The following is a 15,832-nucleotide window of genomic DNA, read 5'->3' as shown; positions in this document are numbered from 1 at the left end:
GTCAGTATTGCGAAACGGATTATTCAGCATCCGGCTCTTCAGACTTGTATTTAGCAGCAGTTTCTTTGAGCAGCTGCTGCAGTTCGCCACGCTGATACATTTCAATCACGATATCACAACCGCCTACCAGCTCGCCGTCAACCCACAGTTGCGGGAAAGTCGGCCAGTTCGCATATTTCGGCAGTTCCGCACGAATGTCCGGGTTCTGCAGGATATCAACGTAGGCAAAACGTTCGCCACAAGCGGCAAGCGCCTGGACTGCCTGGGCAGAGAAACCGCAGCTCGGCAGTTTCGGTGAACCTTTCATGTACAGCAGGATCGGGTTTTCAGCAATCTGGCGTTGGATTTTTTCGATAGTGGTGCTCATTGTCTTGCTTCCTCAAACTTCTTTACGGCAGTAATCTGACATTGTAGCGGGTCAGTGCGGCATCGGAAAATAACATTTTCATCATGCTTTTGCTATTTTATCCCTTTGCTCTATTTGTTGCATTTCAAATATTCGTTTCTTCTCTGCCACGCTGCAAGCTGGCGTATTTGTGACCATTTTTAGCTTTCACTGCTGCTTTTTTTTGCGCTCGCCAACGAAACGTATTTTTTAACAATAAAAGCTATTAACTTTCTCTTCTTCTATGCATTAGAATCATCAAGTTTTGTAAATCAGACGCAGGCATGATAGACCTGCCTTAACAGAGGGACGCTCAGTGGCGCGGATAAACCGTATTTCGATCACGCTCTGTGCTTTACTTTTTACCACCCTGCCTTTAACGCCTATGGCCCATGCTTCAAAGCAAGCCAGGGAGAGTTCTGCTACCACTCATATCACCAAAAAAGCAGATAAAAAGAAAAGCACGGCAACCACCAAAAAGACCAATAATAAAGCCAGTCAGAAAACCGCCAAAAAAGTCGCCAGTAAAAGTACGACCAAAAGCAAAACAGCTTCTTCCGTTAAAAAATCCTCCATTACCGCTTCTAAAAACGCGAAAACTCGCAGCAAAAATGTTGTCACTAAAACGGCGTCTGCCAGCTTTACGGAAAAGTGCACCAAACGTAAGGGCAATAAGTCACATTGCGTGAAAGTCAAAAATGCCGCCCCTGGCACTATTGCCGACGCGCACAAAGCCAAAGTTCAGAAAGCCACTAAAGTGGCGATGAATAAACTGATGCAGCAAATTGGCAAGCCATATCGTTGGGGCGGGAGTTCACCGCGTACCGGTTTTGATTGCAGTGGACTGGTTTATTACGCTTATAAAGACCTGGTTAAGATCCGTATTCCGCGCACGGCAAACGAAATGTATCACCTGCGCGATGCGGCACCTATCGATCGCAGTGAACTGAAAAACGGCGACCTGGTCTTTTTCCGCACGCAAGGGCGTGGGACTGCCGATCACGTAGGCGTGTACGTTGGCAATGGTAAATTTATTCAGTCACCGCGCAGTGGCCAGGAAATTCAAATCACGTCATTAAGTGAAGATTACTGGCAACGTCACTATGTTGGCGCTCGTCGGGTAATGACCCCAAAAACACTTCGCTAAAACTTTACCCTGTTGTTACGGCAACAGGGTAAGTTCATCTTTTGTATCACCTTTTAATTTGCTACCCTATCCGTACTCACAATAAGGCTATTGTGCGTATACCAATGAATAATAAAGGAGAGTAGCAATGTCATTCGAATTACCTGCACTACCATATGCTAAAGACGCTCTGGTCCCGCACATTTCTGCGGAAACTATCGAGTATCACTACGGCAAACATCATCAGACTTATGTCACTAACCTGAACAACCTGATTAAAGGCACCGAGTTTGAAGGTAAATCACTGGAAGAGATTATTCGCAGCTCTGAAGGTGGCGTATTCAACAACGCAGCTCAGGTCTGGAACCACACTTTCTACTGGAACTGCCTGGCACCAAACGCTGGTGGCGAACCGACTGGCAAAGTCGCTGAAGCTATCGCCGCATCTTTCGGTAGCTTTGCCGATTTCAAAGCACAGTTTACTGACGCTGCGATCAAAAACTTTGGTTCTGGCTGGACCTGGCTGGTGAAAAACAGCGATGGCAAACTGGCTATCGTTTCTACCTCTAATGCAGGTACTCCGCTGACCACCGATGCGACCCCGCTGCTGACCGTTGATGTCTGGGAACACGCTTATTACATCGACTATCGCAATGCGCGTCCTGGTTACCTGGAGCATTTCTGGGCGCTGGTGAACTGGGAATTCGTAGCGAAAAATCTCGCTGCATAATAACTGATGGCAAATGCAACATTGCCTGATGCGCTACGCTTATCTGGCCTACGCGGATCATCAATGTAGGTCGGTTAAGGCGCTTGCGGCAAGATAAAACGTAATTTGCTTGCAAACTGTAACGCAGAAGGTATCCCTTCTGCGTTTTTGTTTTATTAGCTGTTGGCAACGCAAACTGCTTCAGGTTGTTTTCTGGCTGACATAAACACCAGCAACAATGCCAGTCCTGCGACAATTGCCCCCATCACCGGCACAAAACTGTACCCCAGACCACCCGAAATCACTGCGCCACCTGCCGCGGCACCCAGAGCATTACCCAGGTTAAAGGCACCGATATTCACTGAGGAAGACAGCCCCGGCGCTTCGCTGGCAACTCGCATCACACGCATCTGTAATGGTGGTACCACTGCAAAGGTTGCTGCGCCCCACACCACCATGCTGATAGCCGCACCAAACTCATTACGCGCCAGGAACGGGATCGCCAGCATAATCACCATCAGCAGCAGCAAAAAGCCTTTCAGCGTGCCGTTGACCGAACGATCTGCCAGTTTACCGCCTAAATAGTTACCGATAGAAAACCCGACGCCAATCAGCACCAGCATGGCTGTTACGAACACCGGCGTTGCATGGGTGATACTTTGCAGTACTGGTGAAATATAGGTGTAGAGGGTAAACATTGCGCCAGCCCCCAGTACCGTCGTCAGCAAGGCTGATAACACCTGCGGACGCATCAATACCGCCAGCTCTTTTTTCACTTCCGGTCGCGCTCCTGCGCCGCCTTTCGGTAACGAGAAGAACAGGCTAACCATTGAAATCACGCCCAGCCCCGCCGTTGCCAGAAACGACATCCGCCAGCCAATAGTTTCGCCAAGCCAGGTCGCCGCAGGAACACCGCCAATATTTGCCAGAGTTAAGCCCATAAACATAGTGGCGACGGCGCTGGCCTGTTTGTGTTTAGGCACAACGCTTGCGGCCACGACTGAACCCAAACCAAAGAATGCCCCGTGATTCAGACTGGTCAGAATGCGTGAAAGCATCAACGTCATATAATCCGGCGCGATGGCGGAAAGCACGTTGCCAAGAGTGAAAATGGCCATCAGGAAAATAAGCGCACTGCGCCTGGCGCGATGAGACAGCAGTAATGTCATCAGCGGCGCGCCAACCATCACGCCAACCGCATAGGCGCTGATTAACATGCCCGCAACAGGAATCGAGACATCCACACCGCGCGCAATGACGGGTAACAGGCCCATTGGCGAGAACTCCGTTGTCCCGATACCAAACGCGCCAACGGCCAGCGCCAACAACGGATAGTTAATTTTCATGCCTAATCTCCACTTCTTCGCGTCATTACACGATCACGATATTCATCAAAGTGGCGAAAGCATGACAGCAATCACAAAAAATTGAAAATAACAAAAAGAGAAAACACTTTTGCCATTTTGCTAACAAAAGGGAAGAGAGTGCGAGGGAGGATGCGCTCCCTCGAAGGGAAATCAGTGCAGCGCGGCAGTCAAACCTACGGCCACGATCAAACCGAGGACAATAATGGTTGTTACCAGTGAAAATTTAAGGTCGGTACTCATCAAGTTTTCTCCTTTTTTATTACCCTACAAAAAGTGATATTACGCATTTTTACACACTGTGAAGAAAAAATCTCCCGCCATTTATAATGATAAGTGTTTTTACCACTTCCCCTTTTCATCAAGATCGGCCAAAATTCCACGCTTACACTATTTGCGTACTGGCCATTGACCCCTTCCTGACGCTCTGTGTCGTTTTTCCGGCGTACCGCAACACTTTTGTTGCGCGTAAGGTGTGTAAAGGCAAACGTTTACCTTGCGATTTTGCAGGAGCTGAAGTTAGGGTCTGGAGTGAAATGGAATGGCAACAATAAAAGATGTAGCGAAGCGAGCAAACGTTTCCACTACAACTGTGTCACACGTTATAAACAAAACTCGTTTCGTCGCTGAAGAAACGCGCAACGCCGTGTGGGCAGCGATTAAAGAATTACACTACTCCCCTAGCGCGGTAGCGCGTAGCCTGAAGGTTAACCATACCAAGTCTATCGGCTTGCTGGCGACCAGCAGCGAAGCAGCCTATTTCGCGGAGATCATCGAAGCGGTTGAAAAAAATTGCTTCCAGAAAGGTTACACGCTGATCCTCGGCAACGCGTGGAACAATCTGGAGAAACAGAGAGCCTATCTGTCGATGATGGCGCAAAAACGCGTCGATGGCCTGTTGGTCATGTGTTCTGAGTATCCGGAACCGTTGCTGGCGATGCTGGAAGAGTATCGCCATATCCCGATGGTGGTAATGGACTGGGGCGAAGCAAAAGCCGACTTTACCGATGCGGTCATCGATAACGCGTTTGAAGGCGGCTACATGGCCGGACGCTATCTGATTGAACGCGGTCATCGCGAAATCGGCGTTATCCCAGGCCCTCTGGAACGTAATACCGGCGCGGGTCGTCTGGCAGGGTTTATGAAGGCGATGGAAGAAGCGATGATCAAGGTGCCGGAAAACTGGATTGTGCAGGGTGACTTTGAACCTGAATCGGGTTATCGCGCCATGCAACAAATCCTGTCGCAGCCACACCGCCCTACTGCGGTCTTCTGTGGTGGCGATATCATGGCAATGGGCGCACTTTGCGCTGCCGATGAAATGGGTCTGCGCGTACCGCAGGATGTTTCGCTGATCGGTTATGATAATGTGCGCAACGCCCGCTACTTTACCCCGGCGCTGACCACTATCCATCAGCCAAAAGATTCGCTGGGCGAAACGGCGTTCAACATGTTGTTGGACCGTATCGTCAACAAACGCGAAGAACCGCAGTCTATCGAAGTTCATCCGCGGCTTATTGAACGCCGCTCCGTGGCTGACGGTCCGTTCCGCGACTATCGTCGTTAATCATCCGTTGCGGGAGTCTCTTCCGGCTCCCGCAGCCACTCCTTATTCAGCGTCTCACTATCACCGAGATACTCCAGCAACCAGGTTAACGCTGGCGACATATCATTCTGCTGCCAGGTCAGACAACATGCCGAATCAGGGAATGGATTTTCCAGTTCTAACGCCACCCATTTTCCCTCATTAAGCCACGGTTTGGCGAAATGCGTAGGCACCATGCCAATGCATAAACCGGCCGAGATACAGGTTGCCGATGATTCCCAGTCAGGTACGACAAGCCTTTTTTGGTTATCCAGCAGCCAGGTAATTCGTTTGGGTAACGTCCGCGACGTGTCTTCGCGCACCAGCGACGGCCAGTTGCGCAACGTGTCATCGCTGAGCGGACCATTCATCGACGCAAGCGGATGGTGGCGGGCAACAACACAACTCCAGCTCAACATCCCCATATCACGGAAGGCGTAACGGCCACCGACCGGAATCGCTCGTGTCGCGCCAATCGCCAGTTCCACGCGCCCATCGGAAAGCGCATCCCAGACGCCGTTGAACACTTCCTGAAAAACCAGAAGTTCGACATCATCAAAATGGCGATAGAAATCAACAATCATCTGACGCGTGCGTTCTGGCCTGACAATATTATCTACCGCGATAGCTAATTGACCGCGCCAGCCGTTCGCTATCTGCTGACATTGTTGGCGAGTGATCTGCATTTTTTTGACAACAGATCGTCCTTCTTTGAGAAACCACGCCCCGGCAGCGGTCAGTTCCACGTCACGATGACGCCGTTCAAAAAGCGGCACCGCCAGCCACTCTTCCAGCTGACGCACGGTATAGCTGACCGCAGAAGGAACTCGATGCAACTCCTGGGCTGCAGCGCTAAAGCTGCCATTTCGCGCCACTGCATCAACCACTTCGAGAGAATACTCAGACCACATAGTTTGCCTGCAAAATTTTTGAAACCAGTCATCAAATATTACCGTTTCACAACAGGAATTTCACTCCCTACACTTTGCGACGGTGTTTAATTGAGGAATTTAGAGAATATACATGCAACCTGGGAAAAGATTTTTAGTCTGGCTGGCGGGTTTGAGCGTACTCGGTTTTCTGGCAACCGATATGTATCTGCCCGCTTTCGCCGCCATTCAGGCCGACCTGCAAACGCCTGCGTCTGCTGTCAGTGCCAGCCTTAGTCTGTTCCTTGCCGGTTTTGCCGCTGCCCAGCTCCTGTGGGGGCCGCTCTCCGATCGTTATGGTCGTAAACCTGTGTTATTGATCGGCCTGACAATTTTTGCGCTGGGTAGTCTGGGGATGTTATGGGTGGAAAACGCTGCCACGCTGCTGGTATTGCGTTTTGTGCAAGCTGTTGGTGTCTGTGCCGCGGCCGTTATCTGGCAGGCATTGGTGACGGATTACTATCCTTCACAAAAAGTTAACCGTATTTTCGCGACCATTATGCCTTTAGTGGGGCTTTCTCCGGCGCTTGCTCCGCTGTTAGGTAGCTGGCTGCTGGTCCATTTTTCCTGGCAGGCGATTTTCGCCACTCTGTTTGCCATTGCCGTAGTGCTGATTCTGCCCATTTTCTGGCTTAAACCCACCACGAAAGCACGCAATGATAGTCAGGATGGACTGTCCTTTACCGATCTGCTGCGTTCAAAAACCTATCGCGGGAATGTGCTGATTTATGCGGCCTGTTCAGCCAGTTTCTTTGCCTGGCTAACCGGTTCACCGTTTATCCTCAGCGAAATGGGCTACAGTCCGGCAGTAATCGGATTAAGTTATGTTCCGCAAACCATCGCATTTCTTATTGGTGGTTACGGCTGTCGCGCTGCATTGCAGAAATGGCAGGGTAAGCAGTTGTTACCGTGGCTGCTGGCGCTGTTTGCCGTCAGCGTGGTAGCAACCTGGGCTGCGGGCTTCATTAGCCATGTGTCGCTGGCCGAAATTCTGATCCCATTCTGTGTGATGGCCATTGCCAACGGGGCAATCTACCCGATTGTGGTCGCCCAGGCGCTACGCCCCTTCCCGCATGCGACTGGCCGCGCTGCTGCATTGCAGAATACCCTGCAATTGGGTCTGTGCTTCCTCGCAAGCCTGGGGGTTTCCTGGCTCATCAGCGTCAGTACGCCGCTGTTCACCACCACCAGCGTGATGTTATCGACCGTGGTGCTGGTTGCCATCGGCTATAAGATGCAACATCAACCTGAATCTCACTGCCAGAATCATGGCGAGACGGAAGTCGCACATAGTGAATCACATTGATCTATAGCGATATCGTTATACTTAGGCTGCTAACAAAATTTTGTTGTATGATTGAGATTAGCAGCCTATACTGAGTTCCAGTTGTTAATATTACGATAAATATTATGTTTTTACGGGGACAGGAGCGTTCCCGGGTCACTATGGATGGTCATTTCGGCAAGGGTTCCTCCTTTCCTCTGTTCTACGTCGGATTATAGACTCGCGGTTTTCCTGCGAGATTTCTCACAAAGCCCAAAAAGCGTCTACGCTGTTTTAAGGTTCTGATCACCGACCAGTGATGGAGAAACTATGAGTTCATCGTGTATAGAAGAAGTCAGCGTACCGGATGACAACTGGTACCGTATCGCCAATGAATTACTTAGCCGTGCAGGCATCGCCATTAATGGCTCTGCCCCGGCAGATATTCGAGTTAAAAACCCCGATTTTTTTAAACGCGTTCTACAGGAAGGATCGTTGGGGTTAGGCGAAAGTTATATGGATGGCTGGTGGGAATGTGACCGACTGGATATGTTTTTTAGCAAAGTCTTACGCGCTGGGCTTGAAAACCAACTCCCCCATCATTTCAAAGACACACTACGCATTGCTGGAGCACGGCTCTTCAATCTGCAAAGTAAAAAGCGTGCCTGGATAGTAGGTAAAGAGCATTACGACCTTGGTAATGACCTGTTCAGCCGTATGCTGGATCCCTTCATGCAGTATTCCTGCGCTTACTGGAAAGATGCCTATAATCTGGAATCTGCCCAACAAGCGAAGCTCAAAATGATTTGTGAAAAATTGCAGTTAAAACCAGGCATGCGGGTTCTGGATATCGGCTGCGGTTGGGGCGGACTGGCGCATTACATGGCGTCTAATTATGACGTAAGTGTGGTTGGTGTCACGATTTCTGCAGAACAACAGAAAATGGCCCAGGAACGCTGCGCAGGTCTGGATGTCACCATTTTGCTACAGGATTACCGTGACCTGAACGACCAGTTTGACCGTATTGTTTCGGTTGGTATGTTCGAGCACGTCGGACCGAAAAATTACGATACCTATTTTGAGGTGGTGGATCGTAATCTGAAGCCAGAAGGGATTTTCCTGCTACATACTATCGGCTCGAAAAAAACCGATCTGAATGTTGACCCGTGGATTAACAAATATATTTTCCCGAATGGTTGCCTGCCTTCTGTACGCCAGATTGCGCAGTCCAGCGAACCACACTTTGTGATGGAAGACTGGCATAACTTTGGCGCTGACTATGACACGACGTTGATGGCCTGGTATGAGCGATTCCTCGCCGCCTGGCCGGAAATTGCCGATAACTACAGTGAACGCTTTAAACGGATGTTTACGTATTATCTGAATGCTTGCGCTGGTGCCTTCCGCGCCCGTGATATCCAGCTCTGGCAAGTGGTGTTCTCACGTGGGGTCGAAAGCGGCCTTCGCGTGGCGCGTTAAGTGTTATTTCATCGCCCCCATTTTGGGGGCGATGTCATTTCAAATGCAGCTTTATTTCTTTTCCCGTGCCGCCAACACACGTTCAACAGTATCTACCACGGCCTGAGTTTGCGGATCGATTTCGATATTGACGCGTGCACCGAGTTTTTTCTTACCGAGAGTGGTACGTTCCAGCGTTTCCGGAATTAAATGCACACAAAAGCGGGTCGCTGTCACTTCACCAACCGTCAGACTGATGCCATCAATACCAATAAACCCTTTATACAGGATATATTTCATTAACTGCTCATCCTGTACTTTGAACCAGATCTGGTGGTTATTTTCTGATGTTATTATTTTCGATACTTCTGCGGTGGTCATAATATGACCTGACATTAAATGTCCGCCGATTTCATCGCTGAATTTAGCAGCTCGTTCTACGTTTACCCAATCCCCAACGTTTAAATCGCCAAGGTTTGTTATTCGTAACGTTTCTTTCATCAGATCAAAGCTGATACGGTTGCCGTTAATTTCCGTTACAGTCAGGCAGCAACCGTTATGCGCGACAGAAGCGCCTGTCTCCAGACCATCCAACATGTAATCAGGTAATTCCACTACATGGGTTCGAAAATTTGCTTTCTCGTCAATCGACACCAACTTCGCGGTGCCCTGCACTATCCCCGTAAACATACTTACAACTCCTGAAATCAGTTAGGACATTCTGTTCAGCACAATAGCAGGTGGGAAACGTCCTTACCAGTAAAGGGGGTTGAGTGGTTATTTTTTCACTGGAGAATTAATAAATCCTCGCTACAATAGACTGAATTTCCCCTGCTTCTTCTTTTTGCTGCCCATTCAGGCGGTTTTTTAGTCTCTCATATAACAACAATATAAAAGGTGTTCACGTGCAGAAATACATTAGTGAAGCGCGTCTGTTATTAGCATTAGCAATCCCGGTGATTCTCGCGCAAATCGCCCAAACAGCGATGGGTTTTGTCGATACCGTCATGGCGGGCGGCTATAGCGCCACCGACATGGCGGCAGTCGCCATTGGTACTTCTATCTGGCTCCCGGCGATTCTTTTCGGTCACGGACTGCTGCTGGCAATGACGCCAGTCATCGCGCAATTGAATGGTTCCGGTCGCCGTGAACGTATTGCGCATCAGGTGCGACAAGGTTTCTGGCTGGCCGGTTTCGTCTCCGTGCTTATTATGCTGGTGCTGTGGAATGCGGGTTATATCATCCGCTCCATGCAAAATATCGATCCGGCCCTCGCCGATAAAGCAGTGGGTTATCTGCGTGCACTATTGTGGGGGGCTCCGGGCTATCTGTTCTTCCAGGTCGCTCGTAACCAGTGCGAAGGTTTGGCAAAAACCAAGCCCGGCATGGTAATGGGCTTTATTGGCCTGCTGGTGAACATTCCGGTTAACTATATCTTTATTTATGGTCACTTCGGTATGCCTGAACTCGGTGGCGTCGGCTGTGGTGTGGCGACTGCGGCGGTGTACTGGGTAATGTTCTTTGCTATGGTTTCTTATATTAAACATGCCCGTTCTATGCGCGATATCCGCAACGAAAAAGGCACCGCGAAACCAGACCCGGCAGTAATGAAAAGACTTGTGCAACTGGGGTTACCTATCGCGCTGGCACTGTTCTTTGAAGTAACACTGTTTGCGGTGGTTGCGCTGTTGGTATCTCCGCTCGGTATTGTCGATGTGGCAGGCCACCAGATTGCCCTGAACTTTAGTTCGCTAATGTTCGTTCTTCCGATGTCACTGGCAGCGGCTGTGACTATCCGTGTGGGTTATCGTCTGGGTCAGGGGTCCACGCTGGATGCGCAAACTGCCGCACGAACCGGGCTTATGGTTGGCGTCTGTATGGCCACGATGACGGCAATTTTTACAATCTCACTGCGGGAACAGATCGCTCTTCTGTATAACGATAATCCAGAAGTTGTGACACTGGCTGCACACCTGATGTTGCTGGCGGCGGTGTATCAGATTTCTGACTCGATACAGGTAATCGGTAGCGGGATTTTGCGTGGTTATAAAGATACGCGATCTATTTTTTATATTACCTTTATCGCGTATTGGGTGTTGGGTTTACCAAGTGGTTATATCCTGGCATTGACCAATCTGGTGGTTGAGCCGATGGGGCCGGCAGGTTTCTGGATAGGCTTTATTATCGGTCTGACTTCTGCTGCCATTATGATGATGCTACGTATGCGTTTCTTGCAACGTCTACCATCGGCTATCATTTTGCAACGAGCATCTCGATAAAAAATGAGGCGCAATCCGCAAAGATTGCGCCTTAATTTTAGGCTGACTGGAGCGTTGCGCCAATGCCATCTTCGTCCGGCTGCAATTTAAGTGTGCTGCAAATAGGCTGCCGACTGGCATCCGTTATCTCAACGTGAATATCACCGCTGACTTCCCCTTTCACACTGATGAATTCTGGAGAAATTTCTTTCGCACTGGTTTGCAGGCAAATCGTTCCTTCTCCTCGCAGACGTTTCACCTTCAACTGCACAGACGTTGCTGTTGAGGTTATCAGCCACACTTTTCCACCATCGAGATTCAGGTTGCCAACATAGAAAGTGACATTGTCACCTTTAACCGTGCTGCCATCGAGGATCAACACGCCTTCCTGCTGGACCGTAATCGTTGATTGTTTCAGATCAGCGCCATAGCCAACAATCATAGAAGCGCCGTCCTGTAAGGCAACGCTCCCCGTAAGTTCAACCGGTGCGCAGTCTTCTTCTACGACAAATTTTTCGTCCGCACTGGTGGGAGACATCACAATCACTGTCCCACTTTGTACCACTGCGTTTTCCAGCGTACCGGCATGCACTTCAGCCCGCCCACCGGTTTTAACTGTCAGGTTTTTAGTCTTACCAGAACTGTAGAGTTGCAGACCGTCTGTCCCCAAGCGATAAACGGCGCCATTCTCAACGATGGTATGAATGTCTTCGCCGCCGAGATTATTCATGGTGCCACCCGCAATCAGCGTATCACTGGCTTTACCTGCCAGCATAAAAACGCCGCCGTGGTTTATCTCACCATTGATGGCTTCTCCACCAGGGTAAACCAACAGTTCACCACCTTGATCTACAACAACTGCTGATGCTGTTCCGTTGACCAACAAACCACCATCCTGATCCAGAATGATTTTTTCCGCGCGATGGCCCTCCAGTACCCGCAGATTACCGCCATTCTCCAGCAATAAACCGCAGGCATAGCCCTGATCAACGCTAAATTCACCTTCGGGATGGCGGCCATTAACAGTCGCGAGCGTTGAGAGGCTAATCGCTCCACCGTCTGACTGAACAATGTCAGTGGCTATTGCGCCGTCACCGACTGATAACGTGCCATTGTTGCTGTAGTGTGTACATTTGGCGATTCCACCAGTTTCAACTTTCAGCCAGCCAGCGTCTGTGACCACGGTATTTTCTGCTCTTCCGCCTGCCTCAACAATCAACTCGCCATCAGTAAGTTGAGTCGCGCCGATAACGTCTCCAGCATGAACAATTTGCACTTTCCCGTCGCTAATCAAGTTTTTTGCATCAGATCCCATGACTTATTCCTTTGCTGCATCTGTGTGCCTTTATCGCTACCTAAGTGTAAAGGCTACGAAGGATTTATCCACGATAGAATTGATATGGTGGCAAAGTCTCTGTTTTACATTGTGAGTCGAAGGATAATCGGCTGTATCAGATCTGAATATGATCTCTGGCCAAAAATCGCCCTTGCAAATCAACAAAATATCGCCAATTTGCTTAAAAGCTCTGCAAACGATAGAAATACCGCAGAAAATTACGATTTGCCTCTTGCCACCTTCACGCTCTGCCGCTAATATTCGTCCCCGTTGTCACCTACAACGTTGCGTTCATAGCTCAGTTGGTTAGAGCACCACCTTGACATGGTGGGGGTCGTTGGTTCGAGTCCAATTGAACGCACCATCCTGCGTCCGTAGCTCAGTTGGTTAGAGCACCACCTTGACATGGTGGGGGTCGGTGGTTCGAGTCCACTCGGACGCACCAGATTTTCTTAATCTGGTCTTCTCTTCCCTTTTGTTTCTCCTGCTTATTCTCTGTATCCAATACGTTAAAAGATTTACACTATCCTCGTATGCGTTATCAGAAGGAGAATAGCTATGGCAACTTTATTACAACTTCATTTTGCTTTTAATGGCCCCTTTGGCGACGAAATGGCTGAGCAACTTAAACCGCTTGCCGAGTCGATTAATCAGGAACCCGGTTTTCTGTGGAAGGTGTGGACAGAAAGTGAAAAGAACCATGAAGCCGGTGGGATCTACCTTTTTACCGATGAAAAAAGCGCCCTGGCTTATCTGGACAAACATACGGCCCGCCTGAAAAATCTTGGTGTCGCAGAAGTTATTGCCAAAGTTTTCGATGTCAATGAGCCACTGAGTCAAATCAATCAGGCAAAACTCGCCTGACAGAATTTAATCAAGGGCGGTTAGCGCCCTTTTCATCCCTGTCTGAAATTTCTCAAATTCTAAATATTTCAACCAAACTTATCTGATAACACCAAATTCAAAAAAATGCATACAGGTAAGTAACAATGAAAAAAATTGCCATTGTGGGTGCCGGACCAACAGGGATCTACACTTTCCTCTCGCTTTTGCAGCAACAAACGCCACTCTCCATTTCTCTCTTCGAGCAAGCCGACGAAGCGGGTGTCGGTATGCCGTACAATGATGAAGAAAACTCTAAAATGATGCTGGCAAATATTGCCAGCATTGAAATACCGCCGATTTATTGTACTTATCTGGAATGGTTGCAAGAGCAAGAGGCCAGCCATCTGCAACGTTATGGCGTTAAAAAGGAAAGCTTGCACGATCGCCAGTTTTTGCCGAGGATTTTGTTAGGAGAATATTTCCGTGATCGCTTTTTACGGTTGGTAGAGCAAGCACGGCTGCAGCAATTTGAAATCAACGTTTATGAATCTTGTCAGGTGACTGATCTGCAAGTCACAGACTCTGGCGTGCTTATCTTCACAGATCGGGATTTGCCAGTTGAGACGTTTGATTTAGCCGTAATAGCCACCGGTCACGTCTGGCCTGACGAAGAACAGGCAAGCCGAACATATTTCCCCAGCCCGTGGTCAGGGTTAATGGAAGCGAAAATTGAAGCCTGTAGCGTGGGCATTATGGGAACATCCTTGAGCGGACTGGATGCCGCAATGGCGGTTGCTATCCAGCATGGTTCCTTTATTGAAAAAGATAATCAACGCATTCTGTTTCAGCGCGATAGCAACAGTGAAAAACTCAGTATTACATTGATGTCACGCACAGGTATTTTGCCAGAAGCCGATTTCTATTGCCTAATTCCCTACGAACCTCTATGCATTGTCACTGAACAGGCCCTGAATGCGGAAATTGAAAAAGGTGCACAGGGACTTCTGGAACGGGTATTTAAACTTATAGTGCGAGAGATTACTTCGGCTGATCCTGACTGGAGCCGACATATTGCGATAGAGAACCTGAATGTCGATACCTTCGCGCAAGCCTGGTTTGCCGACCGTAAACAGCATGATCCATTTGCCTGGGCAGAAAAAAACCTGGCAGAAGTCGAGCGAAATAAACGTGAAAAACATACCGTTCCCTGGCGTTATGTCATTCTTCGCCTGCATGAAGCCGTACAGGAGATTGTTCCGCATCTGAATGAGCACGACCATAAACGGTTCAGTAAAGGCCTTGCCAGAGTATTTATCGACAATTATGCAGCTATTCCTTCTGAATCTATAAAGCGATTACTGGCTTTGCGCGAGGCGGGAATTATCCATATTCTCGCTCTCGGTGAGGAATACGATATGGAAATCGACAAAACGCACACAATGCTGAAAACAGCGGACAACAGCTACTCGTTTGACGTTTTTATTGATGCTCGTGGGCAACGCCCGCTCAAAGTGAAAGACATTCCTTTCCCTGGACTACGTGCACAACTACAGAAAACAGGCGATGAAATCCCTGATGTCGGTGAAGATTATACGCTACAGCAACCGGAAGACGTTCGTGGTCGCGTGGCGTTCGGCGCGTTGCCCTGGCTAATGCACGATCGGCCTTTCGTTCAGGGGCTTACGGCTTGTGCTGAAATTGGTGAGGCTATGGCGCAGGCCGTCGTGAAGCCAGCATCCCGCGCACGCCGACGTCTGTCGTTTGATTAAGGTAAAAGAGTCAGCATTCCACAAATTGATGTTGCTCATTCAGACGATAGCGAACTCCGGCGCGAATATTATTTTCACCTTCAACGGCTACGGCAAAGCGCACTCTTTCGCCGTCATGATACGCCAGCGCGGCGCTGCCTCCTGGCCCGAGAATAATTGAATCCACCATGCCCGTACTCACTACCGTTGAATTTTCACCGCTGGCGATGATATGAACGTTATCGCCGCTGTTGGCAATCCTGGCGTTTGCGCCAAAGCTGACGATTTGCACCAGATCGCCATTACTGGCGACATGACACCGTTCACCCAATGTACAAACGCGTACTCGCATTCCGGTATTCGCAATACGACTGCTGTCTCCGGCGCTGCTTATCCGCGAGGAATTACCGGTTACAGCAACACGAGCACGTTCACCAGAGCTACCGATATGGCTGTTAAAGCCGACACTGCCAATCCGCACGCTATAACCCATGCTGGCAATTTGCGCAGCATACCCCACGGTGGCGATTCTGGCGTTATCCTTACAACAGCCGACGCGTGCGTGATCGTCGGCCCGGGCGAACTGACTGCAAACGGGTATCTCTACGGGGTCCCTGGCCAGTTTTTGCATTGAGGAAACTTCCTGACGGGCGAAATTTTCGTCTGCCAGCCATTTTTTCCAGGCGTACTCAACCAGACTTTCCGCCCAGTCAGTAAATCCTTCGCCAATCAGGGCGTGGTGAATATCGGCATAAATTCCACCTTGCGGAAAACGGCGCAGAAACCAGCGGTACATAACCGCACCTACACGCCACTCTCGCAGGTCAGTTCGTGTAATGATCATT

15 protein-coding genes and 2 tRNA genes are annotated in these 15,832 nt (G+C 49.4%); 10 read left to right on the top strand and 7 right to left on the bottom strand.

The annotated features are described in order from the left end of the window. Positions 1-19: 19 nt before the first annotated feature. Positions 20-367 (bottom strand): monothiol glutaredoxin 4, encoded by a 348-nt coding sequence (gene grxD, locus D9741_RS05785; RefSeq protein ID WP_028119959.1) that lies wholly within the window; start codon positions 365-367, stop codon positions 20-22. 334 nt (positions 368-701) lie between these two features. On the opposite strand from grxD, the gene mepH reads away from it, so the two are divergent. Both mepH and sodB read left to right on the top strand, forming a co-directional pair. After that, positions 702-1,532 (top strand): peptidoglycan DD-endopeptidase MepH, encoded by an 831-nt coding sequence (gene mepH, locus D9741_RS05780; RefSeq protein ID WP_130218971.1) that lies wholly within the window; start codon positions 702-704, stop codon positions 1,530-1,532. Positions 1,533-1,659: 127 nt separating this feature from the next. Then, positions 1,660-2,241, top strand: coding sequence for a superoxide dismutase [Fe] (gene sodB / locus D9741_RS05775; protein WP_130208196.1), 582 nt, complete (start codon positions 1,660-1,662; stop codon positions 2,239-2,241). A 155-nt stretch (positions 2,242-2,396) separates the two neighbouring features. Here sodB and D9741_RS05770 read toward each other — a convergent pair whose 3' ends face one another. Further along, a complete protein-coding gene (locus tag D9741_RS05770) occupies positions 2,397-3,566 on the bottom strand; it encodes an MFS transporter (protein ID WP_130218969.1) in 1,170 nt (389 codons plus the stop codon). Between the two features lie 171 nt (positions 3,567-3,737). Beyond that, positions 3,738-3,827: a cytochrome bd-I accessory subunit CydH gene (gene cydH, locus D9741_RS05765; protein WP_000102278.1), complete on the bottom strand. Its 90-nt coding sequence runs from the start codon at positions 3,825-3,827 to the stop codon at positions 3,738-3,740. A gap of 298 nt (positions 3,828-4,125) precedes the next feature. Between cydH and purR the strand changes: the two genes are divergently transcribed. Further along, entirely contained in the window at positions 4,126-5,151 is a 1,026-nt protein-coding gene (gene purR / locus D9741_RS05760) for an HTH-type transcriptional repressor PurR (protein WP_000190978.1), read from the top strand. Here the strand turns inward: purR and punR are convergent. Further along, positions 5,148-6,080 carry a DNA-binding transcriptional activator PunR gene (gene punR, locus D9741_RS05755; RefSeq protein WP_130218967.1) on the bottom strand — a complete coding sequence of 311 codons (933 nt, stop codon included), beginning with the start codon at positions 6,078-6,080 and terminating at the stop codon, positions 5,148-5,150. The genes purR and punR overlap by 4 nt on opposite strands. Positions 6,081-6,192: 112 nt before the next feature. Between punR and punC the strand changes: the two genes are divergently transcribed. Both punC and cfa read left to right on the top strand, forming a co-directional pair. Then, on the top strand, positions 6,193-7,404 hold the full coding sequence (gene punC / locus D9741_RS05750) for a purine nucleoside transporter PunC (RefSeq protein WP_130218965.1): 1,212 nt from the start codon (positions 6,193-6,195) through the stop codon (positions 7,402-7,404). A gap of 288 nt (positions 7,405-7,692) precedes the next feature. Next, on the top strand, positions 7,693-8,841 hold the full coding sequence (gene cfa, locus D9741_RS05745) for a cyclopropane fatty acyl phospholipid synthase (RefSeq protein WP_130208204.1): 1,149 nt from the start codon (positions 7,693-7,695) through the stop codon (positions 8,839-8,841). A gap of 51 nt (positions 8,842-8,892) precedes the next feature. Here cfa and D9741_RS05740 read toward each other — a convergent pair whose 3' ends face one another. Then, positions 8,893-9,510 carry a riboflavin synthase gene (locus tag D9741_RS05740; protein WP_064530047.1) on the bottom strand — a complete coding sequence of 206 codons (618 nt, stop codon included), beginning with the start codon at positions 9,508-9,510 and terminating at the stop codon, positions 8,893-8,895. Between the two features lie 215 nt (positions 9,511-9,725). Here D9741_RS05740 and mdtK point away from each other — a divergent pair, with 215 nt between their 5' ends. Next, complete coding sequence (gene mdtK / locus D9741_RS05735; protein ID WP_130218963.1) at positions 9,726-11,099, top strand: multidrug efflux MATE transporter MdtK; 1,374 nt, start codon at positions 9,726-9,728, stop codon at positions 11,097-11,099. A gap of 37 nt (positions 11,100-11,136) precedes the next feature. Here mdtK and D9741_RS05730 read toward each other — a convergent pair whose 3' ends face one another. Next, positions 11,137-12,393: an AIDA repeat-containing protein gene (locus D9741_RS05730; RefSeq protein ID WP_130218961.1), complete on the bottom strand. Its 1,257-nt coding sequence runs from the start codon at positions 12,391-12,393 to the stop codon at positions 11,137-11,139. A gap of 308 nt (positions 12,394-12,701) precedes the next feature. Between D9741_RS05730 and D9741_RS05725 the strand changes: the two genes are divergently transcribed. The 4 genes from D9741_RS05725 (at position 12,702) to D9741_RS05710 (ending at position 15,008) form a co-directional block, all read left to right on the top strand. Then, a tRNA-Val gene (locus tag D9741_RS05725) sits at positions 12,702-12,778 on the top strand. A 4-nt stretch (positions 12,779-12,782) separates the two neighbouring features. Continuing rightward, positions 12,783-12,859 (top strand) — tRNA-Val (locus tag D9741_RS05720). Between the two features lie 113 nt (positions 12,860-12,972). Continuing rightward, the gene (locus D9741_RS05715) at positions 12,973-13,278 is read left to right on the top strand and encodes a monooxygenase (protein ID WP_130218959.1); all 306 of its coding nucleotides are present in this window, start codon (positions 12,973-12,975) and stop codon (positions 13,276-13,278) included. 125 nt (positions 13,279-13,403) lie between these two features. Beyond that, complete coding sequence (locus tag D9741_RS05710) at positions 13,404-15,008, top strand: FAD-NAD(P)-binding protein (protein WP_130218957.1); 1,605 nt, start codon at positions 13,404-13,406, stop codon at positions 15,006-15,008. A 10-nt stretch (positions 15,009-15,018) separates the two neighbouring features. Here D9741_RS05710 and ydhT read toward each other — a convergent pair whose 3' ends face one another. Next, positions 15,019-15,831: a protein YdhT gene (ydhT, locus tag D9741_RS05705; RefSeq protein WP_130218955.1), complete on the bottom strand. Its 813-nt coding sequence runs from the start codon at positions 15,829-15,831 to the stop codon at positions 15,019-15,021. Between the last annotated feature and the right edge of the window lies 1 nt (position 15,832).

Source organism: Escherichia sp. E14V7 (genome assembly GCF_004212225.1).
GTDB lineage: Bacteria > Pseudomonadota > Gammaproteobacteria > Enterobacterales > Enterobacteriaceae > Escherichia.
The sequence above is the reverse complement of the archived record's forward strand: the minus strand, read 5'-3'. Positions and strand labels throughout refer to the sequence as shown.